This window comes from Staphylococcus muscae (assembly GCF_003019275.1).
Lineage (GTDB): Bacteria > Bacillota > Bacilli > Staphylococcales > Staphylococcaceae > Staphylococcus > Staphylococcus muscae.
This window is the reverse complement of the sequence record NZ_CP027848.1, coordinates 1,946,743-1,972,949: the sequence shown is the minus strand read 5'-3', so window position 1 is coordinate 1,972,949 and position 26,207 is coordinate 1,946,743. Positions and strand designations below refer to the sequence as shown.

General features: G+C 35.2%; 36 protein-coding genes. All 36 read right to left on the bottom strand.

The features are described from left to right. Positions 1-1,515, bottom strand: a complete 1,515-nt coding sequence (locus C7J88_RS09770) for a distal tail protein Dit (RefSeq protein ID WP_095115776.1) — start codon at positions 1,513-1,515, stop codon at positions 1-3. Further along, positions 1,515-7,271 carry a phage tail tape measure protein gene (locus C7J88_RS09765; protein WP_211295802.1) on the bottom strand — a complete coding sequence of 1,919 codons (5,757 nt, stop codon included), beginning with the start codon at positions 7,269-7,271 and terminating at the stop codon, positions 1,515-1,517. Before C7J88_RS09765 ends, C7J88_RS09770 begins: the two co-directional genes overlap by 1 nt. A 197-nt stretch (positions 7,272-7,468) precedes the next feature. Next, complete coding sequence (gene gpGT / locus C7J88_RS10555; RefSeq protein ID WP_169712249.1) at positions 7,469-7,636, bottom strand: phage tail assembly chaperone GT; 168 nt, start codon at positions 7,634-7,636, stop codon at positions 7,469-7,471. Between the two features lie 35 nt (positions 7,637-7,671). Further along, complete coding sequence (gene gpG, locus C7J88_RS09760; protein WP_095115774.1) at positions 7,672-8,034, bottom strand: phage tail assembly chaperone G; 363 nt, start codon at positions 8,032-8,034, stop codon at positions 7,672-7,674. 5 nt (positions 8,035-8,039) lie between these two features. After that, entirely contained in the window at positions 8,040-8,213 is a 174-nt protein-coding gene (locus C7J88_RS10550) for a hypothetical protein (protein WP_169712248.1), read from the bottom strand. 79 nt (positions 8,214-8,292) lie between these two features. Beyond that, positions 8,293-8,919: a major tail protein gene (locus tag C7J88_RS09755; RefSeq protein ID WP_095115773.1), complete on the bottom strand. Its 627-nt coding sequence runs from the start codon at positions 8,917-8,919 to the stop codon at positions 8,293-8,295. Between the two features lie 11 nt (positions 8,920-8,930). Continuing rightward, positions 8,931-9,338, bottom strand: coding sequence for a hypothetical protein (locus tag C7J88_RS09750; RefSeq protein ID WP_095115772.1), 408 nt, complete (start codon positions 9,336-9,338; stop codon positions 8,931-8,933). Beyond that, complete coding sequence (locus tag C7J88_RS09745; RefSeq protein ID WP_229709425.1) at positions 9,335-9,769, bottom strand: hypothetical protein; 435 nt, start codon at positions 9,767-9,769, stop codon at positions 9,335-9,337. Before C7J88_RS09745 ends, C7J88_RS09750 begins: the two co-directional genes overlap by 4 nt. Beyond that, the gene (locus C7J88_RS09740) at positions 9,754-10,092 is read right to left on the bottom strand and encodes a hypothetical protein (RefSeq protein ID WP_095115770.1); all 339 of its coding nucleotides are present in this window, start codon (positions 10,090-10,092) and stop codon (positions 9,754-9,756) included. Before C7J88_RS09740 ends, C7J88_RS09745 begins: the two co-directional genes overlap by 16 nt. Positions 10,093-10,104: 12 nt before the next feature. Further along, the gene (locus tag C7J88_RS09735; protein WP_095115768.1) at positions 10,105-10,383 is read right to left on the bottom strand and encodes a head-tail connector protein; all 279 of its coding nucleotides are present in this window, start codon (positions 10,381-10,383) and stop codon (positions 10,105-10,107) included. A 96-nt stretch (positions 10,384-10,479) separates the two neighbouring features. Continuing rightward, complete coding sequence (locus C7J88_RS09730; RefSeq protein WP_095115766.1) at positions 10,480-11,631, bottom strand: phage major capsid protein; 1,152 nt, start codon at positions 11,629-11,631, stop codon at positions 10,480-10,482. A gap of 12 nt (positions 11,632-11,643) precedes the next feature. Then, a complete protein-coding gene (locus C7J88_RS09725) occupies positions 11,644-12,417 on the bottom strand; it encodes a head maturation protease, ClpP-related (RefSeq protein ID WP_095115764.1) in 774 nt (257 codons plus the stop codon). Next, complete coding sequence (locus C7J88_RS09720) at positions 12,374-13,633, bottom strand: phage portal protein (RefSeq protein ID WP_095115762.1); 1,260 nt, start codon at positions 13,631-13,633, stop codon at positions 12,374-12,376. The genes C7J88_RS09725 and C7J88_RS09720 overlap by 44 nt, the downstream gene beginning before the upstream one ends. 7 nt (positions 13,634-13,640) lie before the next feature. Further along, positions 13,641-15,332 (bottom strand): terminase large subunit, encoded by a 1,692-nt coding sequence (locus tag C7J88_RS09715; protein WP_095115760.1) that lies wholly within the window; start codon positions 15,330-15,332, stop codon positions 13,641-13,643. Continuing rightward, positions 15,322-15,627 (bottom strand): P27 family phage terminase small subunit, encoded by a 306-nt coding sequence (locus tag C7J88_RS09710; RefSeq protein WP_095115758.1) that lies wholly within the window; start codon positions 15,625-15,627, stop codon positions 15,322-15,324. Before C7J88_RS09710 ends, C7J88_RS09715 begins: the two co-directional genes overlap by 11 nt. A gap of 117 nt (positions 15,628-15,744) precedes the next feature. Continuing rightward, entirely contained in the window at positions 15,745-16,065 is a 321-nt protein-coding gene (locus C7J88_RS09705; RefSeq protein ID WP_095115756.1) for an HNH endonuclease, read from the bottom strand. Positions 16,066-16,248: 183 nt separating this feature from the next. Next, the gene (locus C7J88_RS09700) at positions 16,249-16,674 is read right to left on the bottom strand and encodes a DUF722 domain-containing protein (RefSeq protein ID WP_095115754.1); all 426 of its coding nucleotides are present in this window, start codon (positions 16,672-16,674) and stop codon (positions 16,249-16,251) included. 15 nt (positions 16,675-16,689) lie between these two features. Continuing rightward, a complete protein-coding gene (locus C7J88_RS09695; protein ID WP_095115752.1) occupies positions 16,690-16,869 on the bottom strand; it encodes a hypothetical protein in 180 nt (59 codons plus the stop codon). Positions 16,870-17,197: 328 nt separating this feature from the next. After that, positions 17,198-17,563, bottom strand: coding sequence for a hypothetical protein (locus tag C7J88_RS09685; protein ID WP_095115748.1), 366 nt, complete (start codon positions 17,561-17,563; stop codon positions 17,198-17,200). Next, positions 17,553-18,077 carry a dUTP diphosphatase gene (locus tag C7J88_RS09680; RefSeq protein WP_095115746.1) on the bottom strand — a complete coding sequence of 175 codons (525 nt, stop codon included), beginning with the start codon at positions 18,075-18,077 and terminating at the stop codon, positions 17,553-17,555. Before C7J88_RS09680 ends, C7J88_RS09685 begins: the two co-directional genes overlap by 11 nt. After that, positions 18,074-18,292: a hypothetical protein gene (locus C7J88_RS09675; RefSeq protein ID WP_095115744.1), complete on the bottom strand. Its 219-nt coding sequence runs from the start codon at positions 18,290-18,292 to the stop codon at positions 18,074-18,076. Before C7J88_RS09675 ends, C7J88_RS09680 begins: the two co-directional genes overlap by 4 nt. Next, positions 18,276-18,686, bottom strand: a complete 411-nt coding sequence (locus C7J88_RS09670; protein WP_095115742.1) for a hypothetical protein — start codon at positions 18,684-18,686, stop codon at positions 18,276-18,278. Before C7J88_RS09670 ends, C7J88_RS09675 begins: the two co-directional genes overlap by 17 nt. Positions 18,687-18,714: 28 nt before the next feature. Then, positions 18,715-19,080, bottom strand: a complete 366-nt coding sequence (locus C7J88_RS09665) for a hypothetical protein (RefSeq protein ID WP_095115740.1) — start codon at positions 19,078-19,080, stop codon at positions 18,715-18,717. Continuing rightward, positions 19,067-19,552 carry a hypothetical protein gene (locus tag C7J88_RS09660; protein WP_095115738.1) on the bottom strand — a complete coding sequence of 162 codons (486 nt, stop codon included), beginning with the start codon at positions 19,550-19,552 and terminating at the stop codon, positions 19,067-19,069. Before C7J88_RS09660 ends, C7J88_RS09665 begins: the two co-directional genes overlap by 14 nt. 3 nt (positions 19,553-19,555) lie before the next feature. After that, positions 19,556-19,939, bottom strand: a complete 384-nt coding sequence (locus tag C7J88_RS09655; protein ID WP_095115736.1) for a beta-sandwich lipoprotein — start codon at positions 19,937-19,939, stop codon at positions 19,556-19,558. 48 nt (positions 19,940-19,987) lie between these two features. Continuing rightward, a complete protein-coding gene (locus C7J88_RS10650) occupies positions 19,988-20,482 on the bottom strand; it encodes a DUF7446 family protein (RefSeq protein WP_229709427.1) in 495 nt (164 codons plus the stop codon). 1 nt (position 20,483) lies between these two features. Beyond that, a complete protein-coding gene (locus C7J88_RS09645) occupies positions 20,484-21,098 on the bottom strand; it encodes a nucleoside 2-deoxyribosyltransferase (protein WP_095115734.1) in 615 nt (204 codons plus the stop codon). Then, positions 21,095-21,301 (bottom strand): hypothetical protein, encoded by a 207-nt coding sequence (locus C7J88_RS09640; protein ID WP_095115732.1) that lies wholly within the window; start codon positions 21,299-21,301, stop codon positions 21,095-21,097. The genes C7J88_RS09645 and C7J88_RS09640 overlap by 4 nt, the downstream gene beginning before the upstream one ends. Further along, the gene (gene dcm / locus C7J88_RS09635) at positions 21,294-22,691 is read right to left on the bottom strand and encodes a DNA (cytosine-5-)-methyltransferase (RefSeq protein ID WP_095115729.1); all 1,398 of its coding nucleotides are present in this window, start codon (positions 22,689-22,691) and stop codon (positions 21,294-21,296) included. The genes C7J88_RS09640 and dcm overlap by 8 nt, the downstream gene beginning before the upstream one ends. Continuing rightward, a complete protein-coding gene (locus C7J88_RS09630) occupies positions 22,688-22,906 on the bottom strand; it encodes a hypothetical protein (RefSeq protein WP_095115727.1) in 219 nt (72 codons plus the stop codon). Before C7J88_RS09630 ends, dcm begins: the two co-directional genes overlap by 4 nt. Next, the gene (locus C7J88_RS09625; RefSeq protein WP_249027475.1) at positions 22,896-23,249 is read right to left on the bottom strand and encodes a DUF3310 domain-containing protein; all 354 of its coding nucleotides are present in this window, start codon (positions 23,247-23,249) and stop codon (positions 22,896-22,898) included. The genes C7J88_RS09630 and C7J88_RS09625 overlap by 11 nt, the downstream gene beginning before the upstream one ends. 67 nt (positions 23,250-23,316) lie before the next feature. After that, positions 23,317-23,997, bottom strand: a complete 681-nt coding sequence (locus C7J88_RS09620; protein WP_095115723.1) for a hypothetical protein — start codon at positions 23,995-23,997, stop codon at positions 23,317-23,319. A gap of 1 nt (position 23,998) precedes the next feature. Further along, positions 23,999-24,409: a RusA family crossover junction endodeoxyribonuclease gene (locus C7J88_RS09615; RefSeq protein WP_371866995.1), complete on the bottom strand. Its 411-nt coding sequence runs from the start codon at positions 24,407-24,409 to the stop codon at positions 23,999-24,001. 1 nt (position 24,410) lies between these two features. Next, positions 24,411-24,629: a hypothetical protein gene (locus C7J88_RS09610; protein WP_095115719.1), complete on the bottom strand. Its 219-nt coding sequence runs from the start codon at positions 24,627-24,629 to the stop codon at positions 24,411-24,413. Continuing rightward, positions 24,626-25,864 carry a DnaB helicase C-terminal domain-containing protein gene (locus C7J88_RS09605; protein WP_095115718.1) on the bottom strand — a complete coding sequence of 413 codons (1,239 nt, stop codon included), beginning with the start codon at positions 25,862-25,864 and terminating at the stop codon, positions 24,626-24,628. The genes C7J88_RS09610 and C7J88_RS09605 overlap by 4 nt, the downstream gene beginning before the upstream one ends. Further along, positions 25,857-26,204: a replicative helicase loader/inhibitor gene (locus C7J88_RS09600; protein ID WP_095115717.1), complete on the bottom strand. Its 348-nt coding sequence runs from the start codon at positions 26,202-26,204 to the stop codon at positions 25,857-25,859. Before C7J88_RS09600 ends, C7J88_RS09605 begins: the two co-directional genes overlap by 8 nt. Positions 26,205-26,207 lie beyond the last annotated feature (3 nt).

The window sequence follows — 26,207 nt, the reverse complement described above, 5'->3', positions numbered from 1 at the left end:
CTACAAAAATCTGTCTTGCCATTTAACTGTTGTGTCAAATGTATTCGGTGGATATATTACTAGTTCAGATGTACCTGTATCAATATTAAAATAGTTAGAGCCAAAATCTTTTAGATGTAGTGCATTTTCATCATTTACAGTTACCAGCTTTTTAGCTGTATCAATCACAATATCATCCCCACGCCTAATTACAATCGGCACAATATTATCTTGTTCTGGCAACAGCTCTTGAACACTAAAGCCCATAATATACGTGTGAAGATGTTTTGGATATCTACTTGATTTACCAATATACATTCTGCAAATTCTAAGCCCACGCTGATATAAACCGCCACCATCAACTACTACTTTTTCATCTTTAAAAATAGGTTTTAGACGATCTCTATCATTCTTTTTATCGTAAAAATAATTAGTGATTTTTATATTTTTACCTTGTCTTTCTAAAAAGATAAAAGCGTGGATATGTGGCATGTTTTTCGCTCGATGGGGAATACTACGAGAATAGATTTTTCTCGGGCTTTCATGTTCATCATAAGCGTACACCACAATTTGTGTACTGTTGCTTGTAACACTTGAATTTACATATGAAACACTAAACATAAGCCTTCCATTCTCATCTACTAAGTACGCAACTGATTTACCAGTTCCAACACCCCAATCATGACGAGCTCCAACTTTAAATCGTACTCTAAAATCTCGAACAGATTTGCTTAGTGATTTGTAAATTGCAGCACCATGCCAGTCAGTTTTTGTATTTTTCCCCCAGTCTTTCGGAAAAATACTATCTCCATCTGCATCAAGTTGAAATCTACCGCCCATCGCATCTCCACCGTCCAAATATCTTCCAAAACTAGTGTCATCAGGCATATATGCCCAGTTGCTAAGACCGACTCGGCTAAATTCATCATCAAACAAAAATGGTGCTACGTCTTTCGTTGTTTTGTTAGCATCTTCCGATTTACCAATCATAAAATAATCTTTATCCCCATTAGCAATCATAAAGTTCGTGCTATCTTTTAATGCTCTAGCTTCGACGGTAATTGGTGTTGGTGCAGTACCTAAATTCACAACAGATACTGCATCACCGATTGCTGTATTGGTATTACCAGTTGCGGAATATTTGTAGGGATCTGTTAAAACAACCTTAACGTTTACAACATTGATGTTGTTTTCTGTCTTGTTGTTGATTTCAAAAGGCCCTTCAAATCGTGCGTTCCAATACCAATTTTTAGACTTAAATTGCAACTTAACCGCTTCGTTGTAATCAAAAAATTTAGCTAGTGCATTGTTAATATCATCATGCGTTTTAATCCCTTCTGCTGATAATTTATCGTTATGCACAACTAAAGGTATCTCAAAACGATATTCAGAAAGTTGACGTCTTTTAAATACTGAACCTGCTCGCCCTTCCACTTTTTCTGTTTCAATTTCAAAATTAAAAGAGGGTATTTGAAACCCCCTTTGAACATAAAGCCAAGACAGCGCTTTGTCATTAACTTTGATAGTATCATTCATTAAATTAAAGCACCCCCACTTTTAAATTTATTCTTTCTTGCATTAGTGCGTTCACGTTTATCAATGGTTGAATTGATAAAGTCTGCAAGGCTAAAGTTATCGATAACTGGTGTATAATCTTTGTCGGCTATATCTTCGTTAGAACCTACTAATTTAGTAAGTAGTGCTATCATAACGTCTAGCTTACTTTCGAGCTTGCTAGTGTCGCTGTTACTACCAATTGCACTATTACTAAAGTTTTTAGGACGTTTATTTTTGCTAATATCTTTGCTAGCCAACGCCAACAACTTAGCCGCATCACTTGCACGTGCAGGATCAGTAGGAATAACCCATTCAGGATATCCTTCTTCTCCTAAACGGTACAAGCCATTGTGAACTAGACCGCCTGTGGCATAGCCGTGTCCATGACCGATAACACCTAACATTCCAGATCTACCGTATCTTACCTTAGCGTAACGCATACCTGCGATTAAGTTATCAAGGCCGTTCCAAATATTACCATGACCTGGAAGTTTAAAAGCATTAAACGTTCCTGGTTTAACCTGTACCAAACCTTTAGCCGCACCATCTGCCAAACCGTCAGTACCACCTAAAGCTCTAGGATTACCACCTGATTCGGTTTGAATTTGTTTAGCCCAAGCACTGACGTAAGCACCTGTGGTAGGTAAACCTGCCAACTTCAAAGCTTGTCTGATATTGCCACTCCATCTACCAGAAGCACCGCCTTTACCACCAGAGACAGCCAGTTTCCCATTTGCTTTAGCCTTTCTCAAATAAGGTTCTGGGTCAAAATGACGTCCGTTTCTTCTCATTTCAAAATGAAGATGCGGACCTGTACTAAAGCCTGTATTTCCAGTAAGACCTACGACGTCTCCAGGTTTAACAGTTGAACCAGATGGTGGAGATTTACTAAAGTTTTTAAGGTGGGCAAATAACATGTCAATAGCACCGCTAGTGATTTTTACATAATTTCCGTAACCACCATCCATAAAAGGCATACGAGTTAATCTTCCACCCATTGGTGTCCGTACAGTTTGATAGACGAATGGGAAATCGACTCCTTCATGGAAAGGACGTCCTGTCGCAGCAGTATATGCAGCAGTGTGTCCATAGTGGTAGTTGATTTTATCTGGGTCTAAAATTCCACCCACTAATTCTCCACCTAATGAATCAAAGCCATCTTTTAACCAGTCAATGGCACCTTGTTTGATTTTATTAAATGCTGCACGTGTGATTTGACCTACAATACCCATACCACGAGTAATAGATTCGAAATTAATACCTAAGTTAGATAATAACTTGTTGAATAGTTTTGTTGGGTTATCCATGTAATCCATTACATCGCCAATTCTATCAGTTAGCCATTCTCCTGCGCCTTTTACTTTATTGCCAACCCAACCAGAAGCATTTTTCAACCATGTACCAACGCTAAAATGTGGTAACGTTCCTGTTGCTAACATTTTCTGACGTGCTCCGCCACTTATAACTCGAGAGCCTTTAGGCAACCAAGTAGTTGTGTCATTTGCAGGTGTTAGCGCAGTTTTTCCATTAGGATATTGAATTAATTCACGTCGGCCATCTTTACCTTTGCCATTTCCTGGTCCTTTATCACCAACAATAGCCATTGTACCTTGTTTAAGACGACCATCTGATGTTGTAGTGATTTGTCTGTTAATCTTTTGAGTTCCTGTTGAAAGTTTAGGTATAGCTGGAAGTCCTAACTTTGAACCTACCCAGTTAAGACCTTTAATAAGTCCGTTCAATCCTTTTTTTATAGCCTTAACCATACCAGTGATATGGCTTTTAATTCGTCCAATGATGGATTTGAGTCCATTTGCCATATTATTAAATATTCTGCGTACACTTCCCCATAATTTTGAAGCGATTCCAGTGACAGAACGCCTAATACTATGCCAAACATTTACCATTGATGATTTCACTCGATTGAAAATTGAACGTGTTCCCGAGAGTAAATGGTTAAATGTACGTCTTACGCTAGACCAAAGGTTGTAGGCAATTCGTGATACATTATGCTTTATGTTATTCCAAATTCTCACAAGAAAATTTTTCAAAGATTGGAAGATTGAACGGCTTCCACGATTCAATAAATTCCAGACTTTCTTTATGTTGTACCATAATGATTTTACAGTTCCAGTTACACTATTTCTAATACTCACAAATATATAACGTATAAATTTTGAAAGTCCATTAAAAATTGACTTTGAAAATGACAGAATTCGACTGAATATTGTTTTAATAATATTCCAAACAAATTTTAGTACAGTATTGATTACGTTTCTTATCGTATTAAATGCATTTTTTATTGCTCCAATTAATAATGCACCAAAGAATTTTGCAACTTTTAAGATTTTACCAATCAACCAAAGTTGAATGAGATTCCATAAAAACTTTAATGCGCCACTCGCAACTTGTTTAATTCCCGACCAAATTAATTGCCAGTTTCCTGTAAAAATTCCGCTAAAGATTTTTACAATTCCAAGAATGACATCTAAAGCGCCTTTGATAATGCCTTTAATGTTATTCCAAGTATCCACAATTAATGTTTTAATGAGTGGCCATAAAAACTTCATAACAGACCAAATAGCCTTCATACCAATTTTTACTGCGGGCACAATCACACCCATAAAAATAGTTTTGAATAATCTGCCAAGACCTTGTATGATTGGCCATAAAAAGCCTTTAATACCATTAAATACAAAAATAATTGCATTTTTTATATTATCAAGTGCTGCAAGTATATCTTTTCCATTCTCTTTCCAGAATAAGGCTAATTTCTTACCTATTTCAGTTCCAAAACGACCAACTTCTCTAAAAGCGTTTATAACGGTGTCTCTCATTTGCATAAATACTGAAATTATCTTTACAGCCGTTTCTTTAGGTAAAAATTTAGATAAGATATCAACTGCTGGTAATGTATTACCTGAGAATAAACTTTTCAGTGCATTAAATACTAGCTTTGCAACATTCCATAAGTTTTTAAACGCTGCAACTACTGGATCAATAATAGCATGTACAATATTTCTAAATGTTTCTGATTTTTTGTAGGCAATGACAAATGCAGTACCAATTGCTACGATAGCTGCGATAGCAATACCAATAGGACCTGCTAAACTACCCATTGCACCACCTATTAATGGTATTTTGGTAATCATCTGTCCTATCTTTGGAAGCGCTGATTTAATACCACCATTGAATAATTCAAAGAATGCAGCACCACCTTTTGTACCATTCAACACTTTGACTGCACCTGCTATGTTTGTAATAGCCCCGCCTAATAGACCTGCACCAATGAGTAATGGTGGAATAGCAGCAGTCATTAATGCAAATACAGTGATAGCAATTTTTGTAGCGCTACTTGTACTTTGAAGGTGTGTAAATAAGGCTGTAAAAGCATCTGCTAGTTTAGTGATAACTGGTGCAAAAGCATCTCCGATTGTTCTTAAGAAGTTAACAAATGTATTTTTCAAGATTTTTAACTTAGAACCCATCGTTTCATAACGCACCGATGCTTCATCAGTTAAAGCTGTATTCTTTTTCCAACCGTCTGCACCAGTTTTTAAAGCTTCATCCAAAACTTTATGGTTATTAGCTAAACGACGAATTACATCTGCTTCACGGATTCCTTTAATGCCTACTTCATCAAGTGCTTTTAATACGCCTTTAGCGCCACCTTCAGTGTTTGACAAACCTTTGATGAACATTGACAACGCTTTAGAAGGGTTATTTTCCCATGTTTGAGCAAATTGCTCGGCACTCACACCAGAAGTTCGAGCAAAACTTTCTAATACTTCGCCACCATCCGTCACAGCCCTTGTCATCTTATTAAAAATTTGAGTCATTGCTGAACCGCCGGATTCAGATTCAATACCTAAAGATGACATTGCAGCTGTAATACTAACAATTTGATCAGCACTGAAACCTGCTTGGTGCCCTGCACCTGCCAACCGTTGAGCCATTTCCACAATTTCTTTTTCTGTTGTTGCAGTAGAGTTACCAAGTGCAGTTACCGCACTACCTAATCGATCTACATCTTTAATAGGCATTTTTGCAGCATTAGCAAACCTTGCAAATTCTGTTGCTGCTTCTTCTGATGTCAGATTGGTTGCTACACCTAAATCAAGCATTGTCTTAGTGAATGCTGTGATATCCTTTTTCTTTACTCCAAGTTGTCCTGCTGCTTCAGCGACTCCAGCTACTTCAGATGCAGCAAATGGCAATGTATTACTCATGTCAGTAATTTCTTGCCCCATCTTATTCAATTCTTTGCCTGATAGATTCGTAGTTTTTGCTACGCCAGCTAATGCTTGTTCCCACTCAATAGACGATTTGATTGCTCCACCCATTGCAGCAACAACAGGTAATGTCATGTATATAAATGCTCCAGAACCCATTGCGTGCATTGTGCTAGTAGCGTTACGGATAGAATCATTGTATTTATTAACTGATTGAATACCACGACCAAATGCAGTAACGCTTAGTCTTTGTGCTCTTTGTTGTTCAACTGTAAGTCTTTTATATTCTGCGCTTGTCTGTTTGATTTCAGACTCAAGCTCGTTCATCTTGATTTTTTGTTGTGAGATAGCACTAGCAAGTTCACGTGCTTCTTGACTATTTTTGCCTTGCGCTCTCGCAACGAAATCATACTGTGTTTTTAATTCATGCAACACAGTTTTTTGTTGTGTCATACCACTATTTAATGTTGATAAATGCGATTTGTATGCTCTCACACTTTCTCCTGCACGTGATAAGTTGCTACGGGAAAGTGATAATACATCGTTAAAACTTTGCATTTTAGCGCGTATTTCAGACATTGTTGAAATGCCTTGTTTTTGTTCCATTTGCAATCGATTATGTTCGTGAGTAGTCTCTTTTAATTGCCCACTTAAACTTTTTAACTTCACACGTTCTTCAGTTAGTTTTAAGTTTAACTCTTGGGCTTCTCTACTAGTCGAACCATATTGATTTTTAGCATACTCATATTGTCTGCTTAAATTTTGCACAATCAACTGTTGTTGCTTCATACCATTATTCAGTTCAGAAATACGAGCTTTATAAGCCTCTGCAGTTTGTCCGCTCATTTTAAAATTAGAAGCACTAATTTTTAATGCATTTGTGACAGACTTTATCTGTTCTCTGATTTGATTCATGGATTTAGTCATTGTACTTTGTTCCATAGCAAAACGTTTTGACTCGGCTGTTGTCTGTTTATATTGATTCTCTAACACACTTAATGATTGTTTTTCTTGAAGTATCTTCTCTTTTAATTCCAATGCACTTTTAGAATTAGCACCTTGTTGTTTAGAAACCATCTTATATCTGGCTTCTAAACTTTGAATCGTTCGCTTGTGCTTATCCATAACAATATCTAATTGCTTTAAATAGTTGTTATAACTTTTTGTAGACTTTTCGCCTTTTTCAAAAGTCATATTAGCAATGTTTAATTGCCTGCGTACTGTTCCCAATACATCGTTTATCTTGTCTAATGAAAAGACTGTGTATTTTGTACTACCACTGAATCTACGCATCTCTTTATCAGTTTCTGTCAGTTGGCGCTTATACATGTTTAATGCTCTATGTTGTTTACTGTATTCTGTACGCAACTTTTCAGCATGGACGCTTGTTCTTTGTTCTTCTTTAGACATTCTATTTAACTGTGCAGCTATATTCTCCATAGAGTTTTCAGCAACCTGAATACCTTTAGTTAGTTCTTTAGATCGTTGTTTAAGACTAACCATAGATTTTTCTGTGTGTTTAAAGTCATTAGATGATCGTCTCATTTCCGTGCTTAAAGTTCTGAATTGAGATTTAATTTGATTTAATGTTCTTTCCACACCAACGTCTTGCATATCCATTAAGATAGAAAAACCACGAATATTATTAGCCATTTAATAGCAACCTCCTTTCACATAAAAATAAAGGAGCGATACGCTCCTTAAAGTGCACTTAATATTGCATCAGCTTTATCATCAGAAATGACTTTGTTTGTGTATCGTTCATTGAGGATTTGTAGCACATAATAAAACGGCATTTTTAAGACGTCGTTTACGTCTTTGCCTTCCTTAATTAAATCTCTTACAACAATATCTAAGTTTTTCAACATACCTTGATATGTTAAATCTTCTTGTTTAATCTGCTTTAGCTGATGCTCTGAATAAACTTTTTTGTTTCTTCGTCTTGTTGGCCATTTGCAATAAATTCAACCTGCTTGCGTAATGTGTCTAAAGCGTCAGGTGCATGTAATCGTGTTTTGATGTCTTTTTTAGTTAGTTGCTTACCATAAATCTTTACAACTACATCAATCAGTTTGTCTAACTGTTCTTTAAAAGACATTTCTTTTTCTCCTGTTTCAACTTGTTCAAGTTCTGACATAACGTCAATAGCACCATACAAAACATCTAAAGGAATAAAATGTGGTGTTAAGAAAGTTTCTAATTTGATTTCTTCCGCATTAGGATTTTCTACCAATTGAATGTAATTACGTTTTAATTTACTAGTCATTTAAATTACTCTCCTTTTTTATCTAATCTCTCAAAAAACGGCAGTTCATAACCCGCTTCTTTAAGTTTTCGTTCATGTTCATTAATGTATTTGACTGATTTTGTGATTGTTTCATCTTTTTTAAAAAGCTCTCGAGTCGCTTTATCCCTATTTGTTTTTAAAACTTTAAATTTTGCCATGTGATCACTCCTTACGGCCGAATGTTATTTTTGTATACAAAAATAGGCGACCGATTAAAGTCGCCTGAATCTCTAATTATTAACCTTCACTTGAAACTTCTGATACTGTATCAACTTGATCTAATCCATTTTCGTTACCTAATAAACGCTTAAAGAATTCAGTCTCATCAGCCCCATCTAATGCTGAATCAAACATAACTTTACGTTTACCATCGGCAATACGGTGCATTGCAACGCCTTCAGTCTCTTCTGAACTGAAGTCCCAGTTTTCTTCTGCTGATTTACCTTCAATTTCTGGATCAGAGAACATAACTTTTGTTAAACCAACACGTTGAAAAGTACCGTCTCGACGTTCACGTTTGAACCAAACAGCAACATAGTTGTTTTGCTTACCTTGTTTCTCGTCATAAATACCTTTTTCGTCATAAATTTCATTAAAGATTAGCTCACGAATTTCTTTAGGAAACGCATGCATTGTCATTGAGATTTTGCCTTCACCATCTGTATTACCAGATTCAATAATAGATCCGTCTGCATAAGCATTTTGAATTTCTCCACCAGTTTCTACTGAAATTTCTTGTAAACCACGTGTTTGTGTGATTTTTTCGTATTTAATTGTGCCATCTGGTTCATCTTGTTTTAATAAAGCAAATCCTAAATCTTTGATATTAATATAAGCTTTTGGTGTTTTAGCATATTTTACCATTTAAATTCCTCCTAATAATTTTGGTCATAAAAAATAGCCTCATACCGTTTCGTAGAACGATATAGGCTGAATTGTGGATTAAAGTCATTACCTAAGTTACTAACTAATTTTATTTTGTCTTTATTCCATAGTATTTCGCTAATTAAAGCTGAAATTTCATTTCTTAACAGTCTTGCATTGTATTTTTTAGAAACATTAACATATACGTCGATTTGAAAAGCATAATTATAAGCGATTCTATCACCATCTGAATGACTTTCTGGAAGTGGATCATCATAGTCATCAATAACAATTGTGGGTTGTTGAATATTTTGAGCATCGGGAGTCCTATTAAACTTTATGTTTGCTGAATTGATCTTTTGAGAGAATCTTTCGTCAGCCGTTAATAAATTGTACACATGCGTTAAAATATCAATCATATGTGTTTTTCCATTTCTTGTTGAATTTTTTTATAGTAACTCTCTTTAGCAGAGCGTAATGCTCTTTCAATAGCACCTAAACCTTTCGGACGAATAAACTTACCATTTACAGCATGATAACCTTTTTCGTTTAAATGAACTATTCTATAACGATCTTTTGGCCCTTCCCAGTATACATAAATTGATCTCGTCCCATCTACCCATGAAGGCTTTGACAGTTTAACTTCGTCATATTCAGCACCAGTGTTTCTGAAATGGCGGATATTTTGTTTGACGGCATCATAAATAATTTTGCCTGCTTCTTCTAAAGCTAAGTCATAAATTTTACGTATTCTATTGATGCCAATTCTTTTTTCGAGTTCCTTATAGACTTCTCTTTCATTAAAGAAAATACCAGTTTGTTCACCACTTATTTTCATTCTTGATGCCATTCTACTTCACCTACAATTTTTAGATAGTTATCAGATGTCATACTTACATGCTTTATATTAAACCTTTCACCTTTATATATACCTGTTCTCAACTCTAAAAAATCAGCTGTTTGAATATTTAAGACTTTTGGCGGTTGTCTCAAAATAATAGTTACAACTTTATTTGATAAATCTAAGTTACCTAGCCGATAGTCTTTCTCTGTTGGGGCATAAACTAAACATCTCGCTTTATAAAAAGATGATTCGCCTAAATCAAAAGCTTCTGGACCGCTAGACTCTTGATTAAAGAATTCAACTTGATCCTTAAATTCATTAAATTTCAAGACAACACCCCCTTACCATTGTTTCAGCTTTAATATCATACTTTGCAAAGCTTTTTCGTTAAATTGTTTATTGTAAGAGTTACTTTCAATATAACCACGTGTTTCAAAATCACGAGAAATAATGTATTTAACAGCTATACAATAAAGAGCGTACCCCTTCTCGTTTTCAGAGTAAGGTGGCACGCCACTCATTTCAAGTTCAGATTTTGCCGATGCAATCAAATTTTCAACTAGCTCATCGTCTAAATCATGGTCTAGGTACAGCCAATTTTTAACTCTTTCTAATTCCATACAAATGCCCCCTATGCTTCAGGAACGTCTAATGCGTCTTCGTCCGTTGTTTCAGGAACGTTCATCGTTTCGTTGTCCTCTTCAATTTTAGGGGGATTAGCTGGGATTAACTTTTGCAACACGGAACGCACTGTCTAATGTACGTTGTTGATCATACCAAGCAGTTAACACGAACAAGTACTCACCTTTTTTAACATCTTTGTCAGTGTCGTAAGTAGTTGCATCATAGTTAATACCAAAGTAGTTAAAATCGCCAACAACTGGTTTTTCTGCTGCATCTGTAAATACCACTGGTTTACCAAAGACTTTTTCAGCAGGTGCATCAAAGAAGTTAGTTGTACCATTTGATAAAATCTTCACGATTTTCAAGTAATCAGCATAACGCATATAGATTGAAGCATTCTCACGATAGTCTTCGTGTAAATCTGCTAATGCATTTAAGATTGCTTCATAAACATCAGCACCTTCAACTTCTTTCACTTTAGCATTGTAGAATGACATATGCTCTAAACCAGAAGCAGGAGATGTCGCAAAAGCATCTTTACGTTCTTTTGCAGCTAAGCCAGATTGCAATGCATTTTCAACCCAATTAACCAAATCTACATCTGAGCCGTGAATAACCGTGTCAGAGATAGCAGAGAATACTTTAAACTTGTTAGTACCAAATTTAACAGTATCTCCTTTTAGCTTTAATTCTTTTGCAGTTTCAACATCAGTGATAAAGTCATCGTCATCAATTGTGAATGAAACACGTGGGATTTCTAGCCCTTTAATGTTTGTTAAACGTGCTTTTTCACGTAATGGGTTTCTAGCAAATGGCTCAGAAACGATTTCTTTTGATAAAGTCTTAGGTAACAATTTGTCGCCACCTGAATCATTACCAGTTGGTAAAGCATGCAATAAACGCTGTGCTTCAGTTGATGGTTTAGAATATTCATTTGGTAACAAAGCATGTCGATAGAACTCGGCTTTCGCTTTAATCAACTGTTCTTCTTTCGTTAAAGTTTGGTAAGCATTTCCACTATCTTGATTTTCTGCTTTCAACTTTTGTTTCTCTTCAATATCGTTAACTTGACGTTCTACAATCGTATAACGTTCTTGTAAACTTGTTTTCTCTGATTCTAGTTGTTTAATATCATCCATTCCTACGTTTGGATCAGTAGCTTTTTGACTTAATTCTTCATTTTTTTGCTTTAATTGTTGTCCAATCATACCTAATGATTGTTTTAATTCGTATAATGTTGGCATTATACATCCCTCCTAAAAATTCATTATAATTTTTAAACTTTCACAGTTTTTCTTAATTTTGTTACGAATTTCTTTTTCTTCTTCTGACATAGTTTCTTTAGGTGTTTCAACCGTGTTTTTCTTATTTAAGTCTTCAATGTTGGTAATCTTATCGACGTCTTGTTCCACAGATTTTGGGACATGTTTAAATAACTTGTATTGATTTTTAGAAATACTTGCAGCAACTTCGTTAGCATCTAAAATCTCATCAATAAAACCCATTTCTAAAGCTTCTTCTGCCGTCAACCAAGTTTCAGCATCTAACAAAGCTTTCAACTCATCTTCGGATAAATTTTTAGCTTTATCTAAGTAAGCAATATTGCTTGTTTTATCGGTTTTATCCAATAAATCAGCTGTTTCTCTAAGTTCTTTGGCGTTCCCCATTGTGTAGATCCATGAGTTGTGAATCATCAGTAAGCTATTTTTGTGCATAAAAATAGTGTCACCGCTCATTGCGATAACACTTGCGATAGATGCAGCTAAGGCATCAATATAAATATTCACTTTAGCTTTGTGCATGCGTAACATGTTGTAAATAGCATGACCTTCAAAAACGTTACCACCAGCAGAATTAATATGAACATCAATTTCATTTACGTCACCTAGCTCATCCAGTCCTTCTTTGAATTTAACAGCCGTAACATCTCTGTCTTCCCACTCATAAGAAACAATGTCACCGTAGATATAAATCTCGCCTTTGTTGTTAGCTTTCCTGTTCATTTGGAAGTACTTCTGATTGCTTTTCATTATTATCACCACCTTTCAATGATTTACGCATTTCTATTGGCATATCAATTGGATATAGGTCACCACTAATTAATGGTTTATCACCATTTTCAACAGGTGGTAAATCTTCCCACCCACGAATTTCATTGATCGTATAGTAACCACTGCGCAATGCTTTGAAGTAAACTTCTGCTTGCGTTGCACTATCAGCACGTAGATATGATTTCACATTGAATTTGAAATAACGTCCCTTTTTCCTATCGTTTACTGTTAGTAGCTTTCGATTGAATTCTTCTTCATACTGCTTAATGATAGGTAATAACGTATGTTGTAAAAAGAACCTATTCAGTTCTTCATTTTTAGTAAAACTTGCTTTTGTATCCGCATTTAAAAAAATGGACGGTATTTGAAAAACATTTGCAACACGTTCCCTAGTCAAATTTTCTGAAGCGACAATATCTTCTGAGACATATTTTCTAGGTAGTTGTTCAATGTCTACACCAGGCTCACGAAAAAGTATTCCACCATTCTCTTGGTAGAAAGCTTTAAAGTCGTTTATAACTTGACTCCGCATTTCCTTATCGACATTACTTCCATAAGTCAAAATAAACGAATCTGGCTTATCCATCTCTTTTAAATTGAATGATCGTAAGGCTCTGTCGAAGTCCATAGTATTTTTAAGTACATCGATTGGACTTATACCTTTAACCATATTCGAAGCAACAATATGTTTGAAATGCAACACGTCCGTATTGTGCACGTATAAGTGTTTTCCTGATGCAGCGTGCACAACAAAATAAAGTTCGTTTGAATTATTCTCTATCGCCATCTCAACAATATCTGGGTTTAATAAATACAATTTTTGGGGTTGGTAATAAATATCACGTTCAATTAACACATAAGCATTTCCTTTTTCATTTCTAACGGTTTCAATTTGATTTATAAAATCAAAACTATTTAATGAATTGTTGGGCGATACGGTAATCAATTCTGACACTTCTGTACTAATCACTTCAAAGTTCTCATACAATTTTATTGGCATACTTGCCAATGAATTTGACAGTTTAGTCACAGCAGAAAAGATTGTTTCATTAGTTTCTAATGTGTTATTGATAATGCCCCAAAAACTTTTGTTTTTCCAAGGCGTGAAGTCGTACATATTATTAACCGTATTGTCTACCCAGTTACCTACTAACTTCTGCTTGATTCTCGTAAAAATGTTTTCAGCTATTTTCATCACCCCCTTAACTTCTTAGATCTTTAATACTAATAAATTCAATTTCTGATTTTGAAGTGTCGTTTACTATCTTGTTCATAATATCTGTGTAGGTGTTAAGTAATGCTGCAAAACCATCAATTTTACGATAACGACCTTGTTTAGATGGCAACCAGTTACCATTGCGGTCTTTTTTAAGATGAACGTTGTTGATGTACCACTTCATCAAAGGGTTGTTGTTAAAAACAACTTTGCCATCCAGAAACATTTCTTTTAAATCTTTTAACGCTGGACTAAGTGTTAGTGAACCTTGTCTTGTTTCTTCTGTTAAAAAACCATAATTTTTCAATTCTTGATTTAATTTATAAGCATTAGCACGGTCATAACATATCTTCTCGACAGGATGATGCTTGTTGATTTTTACTATCCAATCAAATACATCTTGATAATCGATATAAGATTTATCTTGAATAGTTAAAAACCCATCTTCTTCCCATTCTCTATATGGTATACGCTCGTTTGACAATTCAACTTTCTTCTTAGGTATCCAAGAATGAGAAAAAACTGCAATTCTACCGTCATCTAAAGCGAATGTAGCAACTGCTGCCGTGAAGTCTTCCGTTTCTGAAAGATCATATCCAACAGTACACGGTTTACCAACTAACTCATCAAAAGAAATAACATCATTGTTTTTCTTTAAAGTATCATAATCAATAAAACCCATTTCATCATTGTTAGCAAAGATATTGAAGCGTTTAGTAACGAAGTCACTTCGTTCAGCAGGTACACGTTTTGCTTTATTCCATTCTTCCTTCATTTCATCAAGGTTGATAGAAACGCCTAAATTAGGATTAGCTTTGATCCAATTGTCAGGATCATTAATATCATCAGAATCATCTAATGAAGCTAGAAAATAAAATGTACGTTCATCTTCAATTGCACCATCTAAAACATCTCTACCCGCTTCAACCATGTCGATTAATGGTCCGTCTAACACCGTACCTGCTGTCGTTATATAAATGATTAATGGTTGTTTTCTTGCAGCTCTTGAGTTTTTAATAACGTTGATAAGCTTATAATCTTTAAACTCATGAATTTCATCAAAAATGGCCATGTGTGTGTTCAGTCCATCTAGCTTTTCACTATCGGAAGCTTGCGGCATAATTTTAGAAAATGTTTTATCATAACGTATTTCATCTCGTAATGGTCTGAAATTCTGATTTAACTTAGGGCTTGCTTGAATCATTGCTTTAGACTCATCAAACAAAATTCTTGCTTGTTTCATAACATTTGCTAACAAATGAACTTCTGCTCCATTTTCACCATCTTGAGATACTCCGTAATTGGAAACGCCTGAATTCATTGTTGTTTTACCATTTTTACGCCCCATGAAAATTACACCTTCTTTGAAACGCCTGATTCTTGTTTCTTTTTGAACCCAACCAAACAAACTGCCAATAATAAAATGTTGCCAGGGTTGCAAAATCAAGCTATCAAAGTCGCCTTTAGATGGTTTACAAAATTTCTCGATAAATCGAATTGGCCTATGTGCTAATTCTTCATCAAACACCCAATTACTATCACTTTTCAAGTATTTCAAGTGTCTTTCACATTCTTTCTTAACATACTCACTTGCCACCATTTTCTCTTGAACAACTTGTTCTGCGTACCATGTTGTTAATAACTTAGGAGAGGGTTTGTTTAATATTTTAATAGTCACCGAAACCATCATCCTGTTTGATTACTTTTTCACGTTGAGATGCAGTCAGTCCAAGTGATTTTAACAAGTTATTCAAAGTCTGAACGGTCTTAGTAAGTTCAATACTTAATGGGTTTTTAACGATATTACTTGCTCCAGCTTTATTTGTATGTTCAATCATTAAATCAGATTTTTTTAATTCATCTCGTAATCTGCAATAAAATTCGTAAGTTTCGATATAAAGATTGATTAATAAATCATCAGATTTTTGATAGTCATCTAAATAATTAATCAATTGTTTCTTAGTCAACTTCATTGCATCGACCCCCTTTCATAGAAAAAATTCGTGATTGCGCCCGTATGGCCCACTCCGCTCCCAGACAAATGTTGTTATATCAACGTTTGTAGGGGGGCATGTTTTTCAGAGCTTCTTTCACATTTTTAAAACACGAACTTTTAAGCTGTTTTCTTTTTTATAATTTGTATCTTTTGCATGTATTTGATTGTGGCATTTTTGGCAAACAGACATCAGATTATCTATTTCTAACGCTTTACTAAAATCATGATCTACGTACACAATGTGATGTACGATTTTCGCATCTGTTATTTCACCATGTTCTAAGCACATTTGACATAGATAATTATCTCTATCTAAAGCAATTTCCCTAATACGCTCCCACGCTTTAGAACGATAGAACCAATCATGTTCATATTGATAGCGACCATTCTTACGTATGTTGTTATGATTAGTCATTATCTCAACTCCCTTCAAATAAAAAAGAGAGCTAGGCATAAACCTAACTCTAGTTCAACGCTAACATATTAACAATAAAGGAGTGAATATAGTGCAATTGCGCAAGGGCTACGTTGTGTGCTTTACTTGCACAATATCATAATATCACTTTATTTTATGCTCTATGCACAATCGATGCACACACTATTTCATCCCGACTTCATATGCTACTGCCTTTACAAAGTTCTTCCGTATCTTGCCTGCTGTGTTCCTATGCATATTACATTCATCAGCAATATGCTCCATCTTCATTCTACGATTAGGTTCCCAATACTTTAGATAAATAACCTTCTTGTATTCATCAGGAAGTTTACTGTACGCATACTCTATCGCATGAACCATCTCTTCCATATTCCGTAGCATCTTATTAGTCATAAGACGTGTCGCCATTAATTCCGTAGTACGTGTAGGTTCTCCAGATTGAAGCGGTCCATACACAATGTTCTCATCAATGGCTTTACTAGGATTAAGTATTTCCAAACGCAATCGTTTAATCTCACGTTTAGTAGATTCTAAATTATATATCTCACTTTCAATATATCTGAAAGTACCTGGTTTAATCTCGGTCATTGAATGCCCCCATAATTATTTTAAAAATATTACTTCTGAATTGGATGGAAAGGTCATAACTTCATATCCTTCAAACTGGTTCTCTAAATAGTTAAAGAAGCCCACTGTTTCTTCTGAGCTTGGTGGAATACCACCGATATGTTGCGGTATCACAATAATCTTTTTAGCATCTTCTTTAAATACAACTTTAAACATCATCTCACTCCTTCACTGTAATGATGGCATTATGCGCCCCGTAATCTATGCATTGCGTTCTATCATCCCTATACCACATTCTTATATATGGCGTGATTGTCAACTTTTTTAAACGTGGTATCTCTTCTAGCATTTCTAACCAAGTTGAACCAGATTTAACTTCACCTAGTTTTATGCCACGTTTATGATGGTCTTTTTTTAAATAAACTTTAGAGTATTTAGTCATCCACTCACCTCTGCTCTGATCCTGTTCAAATCTATATGATCGTATTCATTAAACACTTCATCACTATCTACTTCGTCATTGGCAGTGAAACGTAAATACAATCTATAAGTCATCAGTATTATTACGATTACTGTTAGTGTTAAAAAAGTATTTTTCAATGTCATCCCCCTCTACATCAATTCGTGATTTTATTTTTAGTTGGTCTACTTGCATCTCATTTACCGCATCGAAAAATTTAAGACAGGCTTTTTCTAAAAATTTAAGTCTTGCAAACAACATAGCAAATATCATAATGCAAGGCACTGCCATTTGACCGTGTTTTTCTCCTAATATTACACCAAAACCCATAAGTATATAACCAATAAATTCACAAGTGGCCACAACATATTTATTCTTATGATTTACATCCTGCAAAAAGTATCCAATAAACACTAGTATAGTAGTTACAATATAAGCATTAATATCCACTTGAACCAAACCCCTTTTCACCCCTATCCGATTCACTATCGAAATCTTCCACTACTTCTAATTCTGGCGTCCAAATAGGTACGATTACCAATTGTGCTAGTTTATCGCCTTTGTTTATTTTGTAGCTACCAGTCATAACTTCTTCTGAATCTAGTAGTGTAATATTCCCTTCGATATCTGATGCAACATTACTAAAATGATAAGAAACCCATTCTTCTAAAATCTCCTCATCATTCTTAATATTAATCTTCATATTTCCATGAAACCCTGCATCAATCTTACCTGTTTCAATCACAAGGTCTGTCTTGCTACTTACACCACTTCTTGATGTTAGTAGTCCTACATAGCCTTTTGGAATGTTAACAGCAATATCCGTAGCGATTAACGCTTTTTCTTGTGGTTCTAGTATAATCGTTTCTGCTGCGTAAATATCAAACCCAGCATCTGTACTGTGATTCCGTGTAGGCATTGTTGCGTTATCCGATAATAATTTGATTTGTAACTGATTACTCATTTCTCAATCTCCTTTAAAATATTTTGTAATTCATGTTTCAAATGGACGTACCAAATCCCATTGTTAGTAACTGCTAGCTTATACCTTAGATGTCGATTGAATAAATCAACCACTTTATCAAGATTGTCTTTAAGTTCATCCTTTTCTTTTCTCAACCTTGCAACATCTTCAATAAGCGAATCACGTTCTGCTTTGTAATCAAACAACGAATTCACCGTCTTTCCAAATTAGCTGCATTGTCATGTCGTCTTGTAAGATGTAAAAAGCTTTTATTGTATGCGCATGCTCTCCCTCAATTCTTATAATTTCTTTAATAGATATTGGGTCATCATAGTCAAAAAAATCTAGGCATTCTCTCCAGTTACATACCATTACTAAATTATCTAACTTAGTATTCTCATCAATTTTTTCCCAAATTACTACTTCTCCAAAAAGCTCATCTGGATTAGTTTTCTTGCCAACTTGACACATTTTTGACCCAGAATAGTCGGAAAAAACCACAAAATTATCTTCTTCATTAATGTATTTCCCACCTTCAATTTTCCCATCAAGGTATGAATCAATCAGCTCTCTCGCAGTTACTTTCTTCTTCGTTTTAATCTTCGGCATACTATTCTCCTTTCAATGTTTTAGATTCTTACCAGACCAGAACTTCATTATTGTTTGCGTCAAGAACATAAATAGACTTAATATTGTGTGATCCAAGATACTTATCCAGCACCTGCTTAATACTTGCACTCTTCTTAATTTTCAAAAGCCCACCATAACTATCATCTTTGAAAACTATTGCTAAATTATCGAACACCATATCATGTGTTACATTTATTTCTGTTAATACTTGAAACTTCTCATCTAAATCAACACTGTCTACCGTCAATGTGTTTTCATATTCATCCAATGCTACGCCAGAAAACTTCTGCTGTTTGTCTATCAATTCGTTGTTGAGTATTATTTGTAATAACTCAAGCAAACTTACTTCTTTCATCATTTTAACTTTCGTCACGACCATTCCCCCATTTCTTCTTTTCCCAACAATTAATCAATTCCTTATTCTCAACTTCTTTACCGTTCTCATAATCAACAATGGTTAATACGTCATCAACACTTAAATAACCTAAAGGCTCACATACTGTCCCGTCTTCTTTAATATAAGCTATCTCATATTCGCCTCGTTCGTAACCGTATGAACCCAAGCACCGAATGACGCTCAAAATACCACCACTGTTCGTACTAAATTCATATTTTTCACCTTCAAAACGTTCATACTTTTCAATGAAGTATGGCGATTTTAAAAATCGTTTCTCAAATTTAATCATCTCATCACTTCCTGTTCTATCAATATCTATACTTTTTCCAACGGATGATGCTAGTTCTCTTATATTTTCAGCCAATTGTTTTGCTCCTAATTTGTCCAGTGCATTACTCTTAATAAAAGTGACAACACCTTCCCATACTTCTTGCTCTTCCCTAGACATTTTCTAATCCTTATAATCCGGCTTCACTGGAATCCACATTTTAGGGTTGTAATTAATTTCATATTGATACTTGCTCACGTTTTTCGTAGTTACATCTTCCACAACGTAAGATACATTGTCGGACAATCCTATAATATGTTTTTGATATTCACCGTCTTGCTTTTCAACAACTACTTCCAACTGATTATCCTTTGTATCTGCTTTAATAGACATACGTCCAGACATTTGGAAAATAACGTCTTGTTTAATCGCATTGATAACGGTTATTTTTCGAACTGTGTTAAAGCTGTCTGATTCTTTTGTAAGATTCTCGTTGACTCTGTCGGCTTGCGAACAAGCACCCAATAAAATTGTTAATACTACTATTACTCCAATTAATCTTTTCATTTACATTTCATCTCCCTTAATAATTCTGGGTTTTCAAACACCTCGTCATTAATGTAAAAATTCTTTCCCGTTAATCACATCAATTGCCAAATTTAACTTCTCACGCAATTTTTCTTTAGTATCGTTTACCGAGAAAAACAAAGCTCTCTCTCCATAATCGCTGTACGCTCTATGATGATGTCTAAAAACAATGCCCTCTAAATGATACTCAATGTCTATTCTCTCTTTACTTTCCATAGATTTAATAAGTAAAAGTTGAGCAATGCTTGCAAGATTAGATATATCATTTAATTTAATAGTGAAGTTTTTAATATCTTGTGGAGCTAAAAATTCATTATCTTTTAGCCACAATAACCAACCGTCTCCTTTGAACTTCAACCCCGTCTTTTGATTAGCTACAAACCATTCTGCCATGACACGTGCCACATCATTTGTTGCTTCACGTTTATTATCAATAGACATCATGCCATCTTCTTCTATTTCAGCCATATAAATCTCATTTGTGATAGCTGATAAGACTAATTCTATATTTTGTAATGACATATTATTCCCCTTTTCTCCCTAGCTCTTCTAATCTATTCTTAACTTCGTTCCACGATATATAACCCTCTCCGTTTGTGAGTTCCAGAACCATACCGTACACAAATTGATTTGTGCTAAATTCTGCTCTGTCGGGATCAATATACGACTTACGATGCCCTTGTCGCGTGTCGGAACAGTAGCATAGAACAGGTTTGTTTAATATTTTTTCTTGTTCTTTAATCTCATCTTGTAAAACCCAATAAGTTTCTGGAATATCTCCGTTAATGTCAAATCTATTAATATCAGCTACCTTTTCTAAACGTTCAATCGTCTCTTGTGCCTGATACTTCATTCCTAGTACTATGCCTAATTCGGCAATAGTACCTAGCCCTTCATTGAGTACGTCGAATACGAAAATATCCGATTCTCTCATTGCTTTAAAGTCGTTAGCTAAAATACGTTCTGCTAGCCCTTCTTGCTTAGCATTAGCCTTATCATTGATTGATTTGTCTTGATGAGGTGAATAAGGTCTAACACCTTTAATCTCAGATATTTCTTTATGTTGCTTATCTCTATATTCAACCATCGCTTGATTTAAAATGTGTCCACCTAAATAGATTACTTTGTCTTTACTCATAGGAATGCCCTCCTATTATTTTTAATATCTTCACGATCAACCAACATAGTCACTCTGTCGTGATTCACTTTCACGACAAAACCTTCTACACCTTTGCCTTCTAATTCCTTCTGCAACTGCGTCGGTGTCTTTCCTGTTGTATTTACACGATAGCGTTGCTTAACATTATTAGTTAAATCACGTGTGTACGTTTCTCTATGCATTAGTCAGTACTCCTACTATTGCATCAACAACATTGACTGTTACCGCATTACCTGCTTGTTTATACAATTGTGAATTGCTTACACCTGCATTTTTAGCTTTATAAAATTGTTCATCTGAAAAACCTTGTAATCTCCAACATTCCAGTGGTGTGAGTTTTCGTATTCTTAGGCCACTTGATATTGGTAATATTGCAGTTTTAAAACCTTCTGGTCTTGTCGTTAACGTTGGACTTAACCCAGAATTATCAAAAGTTTTGTTATAAGCATTTATCGTCATACCATCTTTGATGATGTCTTTATTCTCATTTAATGTTTCGACCGCCTGTTTACCAAACCTTCCATACACTTCTTTTGGTACGACAACTCCTTGATTCACTTCACCTGCTTGAAGTGTATGTGCAATTTGTTTTCCAACCCTTCCACGCCTTGTCTCGCTTTCCGGATACGATACATTTACACTGTCTCCAACTTCTGCCATAGCATATCCTTTTTTAGTAGCTTCACAAACAGCTATACCATGACGATCTTGTGATGTTAAAGTGAACATTGGTTCACCATCCCTTTTAAATCTGCGACCATTTTGTCGCTTATTTATACGATCAGGTGTTAACACTGGGACTGCAATCTTCGGCTGTCTATCTCCGCCCTGCATAGCGTTTAATGTAGGACTGACTTTATTTATGCTATAAACTTTATCTCTATTGTTGTAGTCATACTTATTCAACTTACCACTTAGATCTTGATCTAACGTTAACTTCTTTGTCTTTTCTTTTGACAAGTAATACTTTTCATCAACATCTTGCTCTAGCACATCAATTAATCTCGTTGTAACATCAGTTTGTTTTTTCAATAAATCGAACAGTTTAAATCCAGTAAATAGATCTTTTCTAGTTACTAAGATGTACACTCTTTCTCTATTTTGCGGAACTCCCCAAAATTTAGAGTTAAACAAACCCCACTCGATGACATACCCCAATTCATCCAACGTTTGAATGATTGTTCCAAACGTTCTGCCTTTGTCGTGTGATAATAAACCTTTGACGTTTTCCAATAATACAAAAGATGGTTTGACTTCTTTAATCGCCCTTGCAATGTGGAAGAATAACGTCCCCCTCGTATCTTCAAACCCTGCACGTTTCCCTGCGATACTAAAGGTTTGACACGGAAATCCACCTGTGATGATGTCAACTTTCCCTTTGTATTTTCTCCAATTTTCGTTTGAATATTCTGTAACATCTCCTAAATTCTCCTCATTTTTAGTATTGTAAATGGCCTGGTAACTTTGCTTTGCGAATTTGTCTATTTCTCCATAAGCCAAACATGTGTGACCATGCTTTTCTAATGCGGTTCTAAATCCACCGATACCACTGCATAAATCAATAAAATTCATATTTTAAATCGCTCCAGTTCTTCAACAGTATATAAATTACTTTTGTGTTTAATATGCTTGAGCTTTTTTTCTGAATAAACACCGTCATATTGTTTGTAATAAGGACCATAACCTAACACACGTACATGTTCCTTTGCTGGTATAACTAACAATGCTGGATAGCCTTCTTTGTCGTATAAACGGTATCGAGCTAATAAACCATAGTTACTTCTCATTGGTTTCAGCCACCTTTTTTAAGTGATCACGATAACGTGTTGTATAATCAATAATCTTGTCTAATTCATCAATTTCATCATCTTTGTAACCTAATCGGTCAGTGTATTTTGATAGTTGAGATTTAAATGCACCACGCAGTTCTTCTTTCGAGTATCGTGTGCACCAATAATCAATTAGATCAAATTCAGCATCTCCGTAGTGTTTAGGACGTTTCTTATTTTCTAGTTTTTTACTAGAAGGTATTTTCTCCCAATCTGTTTCGTACGAGAGCCAACAGTTATCCCCTTCATCTGTAGTTACAACAAAACCATCATTGTACGTATCTAGAACCTTCGCTATCATATATCCATTTTTAGTATTAACCTTTATTGTATTTCCTATTTTTAGTCCATCCACATTCATCACTCCTCTAAATTAATTGTGTATTTCCATAAACGTCTGTTTTTATACGTGCAATAAGTGGTTGACCCATTAAATATCTTCCATACTCGCTCAACTTAATCTGCTGTGGAACACCTTTAATACGATTCATTCGCTCCTGCGCCTTCTTCGCTCGGTACCGTTTCAATGCTTCAGCGCACTTCCTTTCTTCAATGCTTTCTGTGTAATCAAGGTCATCGTTTGAATACTCTAAAGGTGTGTTCATCGCATCTTTTAAAGTCATCCCTTTACCAACTCGAATGCTAATAGTTCTAGCTGTAATGCCCCTTTCTTCTAACTTCATCAATTGTTCGTACGGAATTTCAATATCAATTCCACCAGCTTTTGTTTTGTAGACAATATTATCTACTGGACCAACGTAATTTAGTCCTAATTCAAGCGCCAAATCGATATCCCAACCATCAGCTAATCTTTGTTCAATAATTGCACTCGTAAGATTAACAGTGCTCTTCTTTTTTACTTGCGCTTTAGTTAGTTTTAATTTCGGGCGTTGCTTTAAGATATCTTTTATCGGCACGCCATTTCTCAGCTTTTTTCGAACGACAGATGCGCTTAAACCTGTGTATTTAACCATTTGATTAACACTAATGGGTTTACCGTTGTATTCGTATTTCCGTGATTTATCATTAGGTATTACTGGTAGTTCCATGCTATCCCTCCAATTCTTCGATAATTAACGCTGTGCGTGGTATACTCTCATATTTTTTGAATGTTCTGATTTCTACGATTTGATTATCGTCTTTCCACAACTTACCGTTACCTGCATCTAATACAGTTTTAAGTAAGTTATCTAGGTCTGGTTTAGTGCGCTTATATGAAAACAACCTTTCTCTCAATCGTTTTTCAGACCAACTTCGCAATGGTGGGAAGTAAAACTCTACTGTCAATCTGATAGACGACTCTATCTGTAAGTCAGGCATTTGCTCTGCTATAAAATGTTTGTGCCGTGTGTAATTGTTAGGCATGTATGTTCTGACAAACCGTCCTGCTCTAGTAAAGCGTGGACGTGGCGAAGCCATTGGTTTGTTTAAGTGTTTTTCGTCTTTATAAAAGATTTCAATTCTAGTTTCTCTCATTTTTGCTCCTTTGGTTCACATCTAATTCATCAAAAATCAATTCACTTACTTCATCATAGTCGTCAAACGGGCTTATACGCTCGCTCACAAGCAATCTATCGACCGCCCAACCCAATTGCACCATAAACAATTGCATGCGTGTGTTGTGGCTGTATTCAACGCTGAAGAGGTGTCTCAAAAAGTCTTTGAATTCTAGTACCGTCATGTAAAGAACCTCTGCGTTGATTTGTAGTATTCAAATTTCACAACACCAGTTGATCCATCTTTGTTTTTAGCTACGTTAACTTCTAATTCAGATTTATCATCTTCATGCACTTCATCACGGTTATAATAGTCATCACGATATAGCATAAATATCATGCTGGCATCCGCTTCAATACCACCCGATTCTTTTAAGTCGCTCATCATAGGACGTTTATCGTTACGTGACTCTACACCCCTATTCAATTGTGATAACAAGACTATGACGCAACCTGTTTCGTTCGCTATGATTTTAAGGTCACGACTTATCTTCTCTACGTCTACACGTCTATCATTAGAAGGTGTATCAGACGTCATCAGTTGCAAGTAGTCGATAAATATGACTTGTGGTTTATCCGACTCTTTAGATGCTTGCTCACGTATCCTAGATGGTGTTAGGTGGCTCTCATCAAAAATATTTATATTAAACTGCTTTATTTTATTCAGCGCGTTCATGACTTTATTCGTATTCTCTGTGCTTAATTCTGTTGGGCGTTTAATATCTGACAATGGAACGCCTTCAATCATTGCAACTAAGCGTTCTACAACAAGGTTTCCGGTTGTTTCTAAACTGAAAAATGATACTTCATAGCCAGACTTTGCAATGTTCCACATTGTGTTTAATGCAAATCCAGTTTTGCCCATTGACGGCCTTGCTGCTATTACATTCAATTGTCCTTTTTCAAAGCCGTATATTTTGTAATCGAGTAGTCCGTATCCAGTCTTAATCAACTCTTTTGGTTTATCACTCAATACTGATTCCATGACTTCTGCTAAAAACTCATCTGTTCTATTGCCTTGTTCAATGTTGATGTCTTTAAGACTATTTAATTGATCGAGTAAATATAGGTATTCTGTTTGATTAGGATTACTCAAAAAACCTTGAGAGTATTCTACAGCTTTACGCGTCACATAGTCGTTCAGTAGGTTGATTTGATCGTTCATAAAAAATGATAGGTCCGTACCCTTTGACTTACTAATCTGTGTTAAGCGGTCTACATTAACAAAACCTTGCTCGTCACGACATTTAAAGTAAATCTCATTGGGATTTACTTTCCCGACTTCAACAATGTAGCTAATAATCTTACTCACATCTTCATCAACAAACATGTAAGGCTTTAATTTGAATTTTGCATACAAGTCAGGCCACTTCATCAAGTTGCATAAAATCGACTCTTCTGTACTCAAACGATCAATCATTGTGACGCAACTCCTTGATGAAAGTCCTAGCTTTATCCCTAACCGCTTCATATTCTTTTTTATACGCAGGGTCATGCTCTAATTTGTACTGGTGTGTTTCTTCTACTGGTTTTTCTTTTATTTCAAATGCTTTAGGCTTAGTTGCTAATACGTCAGCTAATGTTGGTTTGTATTTACTTTGTTTGATGTAATTTCTTAATTTCTTTTCAGAGGATTTGTAATCGCCATCTTTAGTAAGGATAGATACCCACGCCTTATATTTAGATTCGTGGAATTCTATATTGTAGGTATCACTCACTAATGAGATAAGCTGGAAAGCCTCTTGCTCTGTCATAGGCATAGA

Bases quoted from the DNA above. Each gene is read 5' to 3' on its own strand.
- C7J88_RS09770 (WP_095115776.1), bottom strand. From the start codon at position 1,515: ATGAATGATACTATCAAAGTTAATGACAAAGCGCTGTCTTGGCTTTAT.
- C7J88_RS09765 (WP_211295802.1), bottom strand. From the start codon at position 7,271: ATGGTTAGTCTTAAACAACGATCTAAAGAACTAACTAAAGGTATTCAG.
- gpGT (WP_169712249.1), bottom strand. From the start codon at position 7,636: ATGTTGAAAAACTTAGATATTGTTGTAAGAGATTTAATTAAGGAAGGC.
- gpG (WP_095115774.1), bottom strand. From the start codon at position 8,034: ATGACTAGTAAATTAAAACGTAATTACATTCAATTGGTAGAAAATCCT.
- C7J88_RS10550 (WP_169712248.1), bottom strand. From the start codon at position 8,213: ATGGCAAAATTTAAAGTTTTAAAAACAAATAGGGATAAAGCGACTCGA.
- C7J88_RS09755 (WP_095115773.1), bottom strand. From the start codon at position 8,919: ATGGTAAAATATGCTAAAACACCAAAAGCTTATATTAATATCAAAGAT.
- C7J88_RS09750 (WP_095115772.1), bottom strand. From the start codon at position 9,338: ATGATTGATATTTTAACGCATGTGTACAATTTATTAACGGCTGACGAA.
- C7J88_RS09745 (WP_229709425.1), bottom strand. From the start codon at position 9,769: ATGGCATCAAGAATGAAAATAAGTGGTGAACAAACTGGTATTTTCTTT.
- C7J88_RS09735 (WP_095115768.1), bottom strand. From the start codon at position 10,383: ATGGAATTAGAAAGAGTTAAAAATTGGCTGTACCTAGACCATGATTTA.
- C7J88_RS09730 (WP_095115766.1), bottom strand. From the start codon at position 11,631: ATGCCAACATTATACGAATTAAAACAATCATTAGGTATGATTGGACAA.
- C7J88_RS09725 (WP_095115764.1), bottom strand. From the start codon at position 12,417: ATGAAAAGCAATCAGAAGTACTTCCAAATGAACAGGAAAGCTAACAAC.
- C7J88_RS09720 (WP_095115762.1), bottom strand. From the start codon at position 13,633: ATGAAAATAGCTGAAAACATTTTTACGAGAATCAAGCAGAAGTTAGTA.
- C7J88_RS09710 (WP_095115758.1), bottom strand. From the start codon at position 15,627: ATGAAGTTGACTAAGAAACAATTGATTAATTATTTAGATGACTATCAA.
- C7J88_RS09705 (WP_095115756.1), bottom strand. From the start codon at position 16,065: ATGACTAATCATAACAACATACGTAAGAATGGTCGCTATCAATATGAA.
- C7J88_RS09700 (WP_095115754.1), bottom strand. From the start codon at position 16,674: ATGACCGAGATTAAACCAGGTACTTTCAGATATATTGAAAGTGAGATA.
- C7J88_RS09695 (WP_095115752.1), bottom strand. From the start codon at position 16,869: ATGTTTAAAGTTGTATTTAAAGAAGATGCTAAAAAGATTATTGTGATA.
- C7J88_RS09680 (WP_095115746.1), bottom strand. From the start codon at position 18,077: ATGAGTAATCAGTTACAAATCAAATTATTATCGGATAACGCAACAATG.
- C7J88_RS09670 (WP_095115742.1), bottom strand. From the start codon at position 18,686: ATGCCGAAGATTAAAACGAAGAAGAAAGTAACTGCGAGAGAGCTGATT.
- C7J88_RS09660 (WP_095115738.1), bottom strand. From the start codon at position 19,552: ATGTCTAGGGAAGAGCAAGAAGTATGGGAAGGTGTTGTCACTTTTATT.
- C7J88_RS09655 (WP_095115736.1), bottom strand. From the start codon at position 19,939: ATGAAAAGATTAATTGGAGTAATAGTAGTATTAACAATTTTATTGGGT.
- C7J88_RS10650 (WP_229709427.1), bottom strand. From the start codon at position 20,482: ATGTCATTACAAAATATAGAATTAGTCTTATCAGCTATCACAAATGAG.
- C7J88_RS09645 (WP_095115734.1), bottom strand. From the start codon at position 21,098: ATGAGTAAAGACAAAGTAATCTATTTAGGTGGACACATTTTAAATCAA.
- C7J88_RS09640 (WP_095115732.1), bottom strand. From the start codon at position 21,301: ATGCATAGAGAAACGTACACACGTGATTTAACTAATAATGTTAAGCAA.
- dcm (WP_095115729.1), bottom strand. From the start codon at position 22,691: ATGAATTTTATTGATTTATGCAGTGGTATCGGTGGATTTAGAACCGCA.
- C7J88_RS09630 (WP_095115727.1), bottom strand. From the start codon at position 22,906: ATGAGAAGTAACTATGGTTTATTAGCTCGATACCGTTTATACGACAAA.
- C7J88_RS09625 (WP_249027475.1), bottom strand. From the start codon at position 23,249: ATGATAGCGAAGGTTCTAGATACGTACAATGATGGTTTTGTTGTAACT.
- C7J88_RS09620 (WP_095115723.1), bottom strand. From the start codon at position 23,997: ATGGAACTACCAGTAATACCTAATGATAAATCACGGAAATACGAATAC.
- C7J88_RS09610 (WP_095115719.1), bottom strand. From the start codon at position 24,629: ATGACGGTACTAGAATTCAAAGACTTTTTGAGACACCTCTTCAGCGTT.
- C7J88_RS09605 (WP_095115718.1), bottom strand. From the start codon at position 25,864: ATGATTGATCGTTTGAGTACAGAAGAGTCGATTTTATGCAACTTGATG.
- C7J88_RS09600 (WP_095115717.1), bottom strand. From the start codon at position 26,204: ATGCCTATGACAGAGCAAGAGGCTTTCCAGCTTATCTCATTAGTGAGT.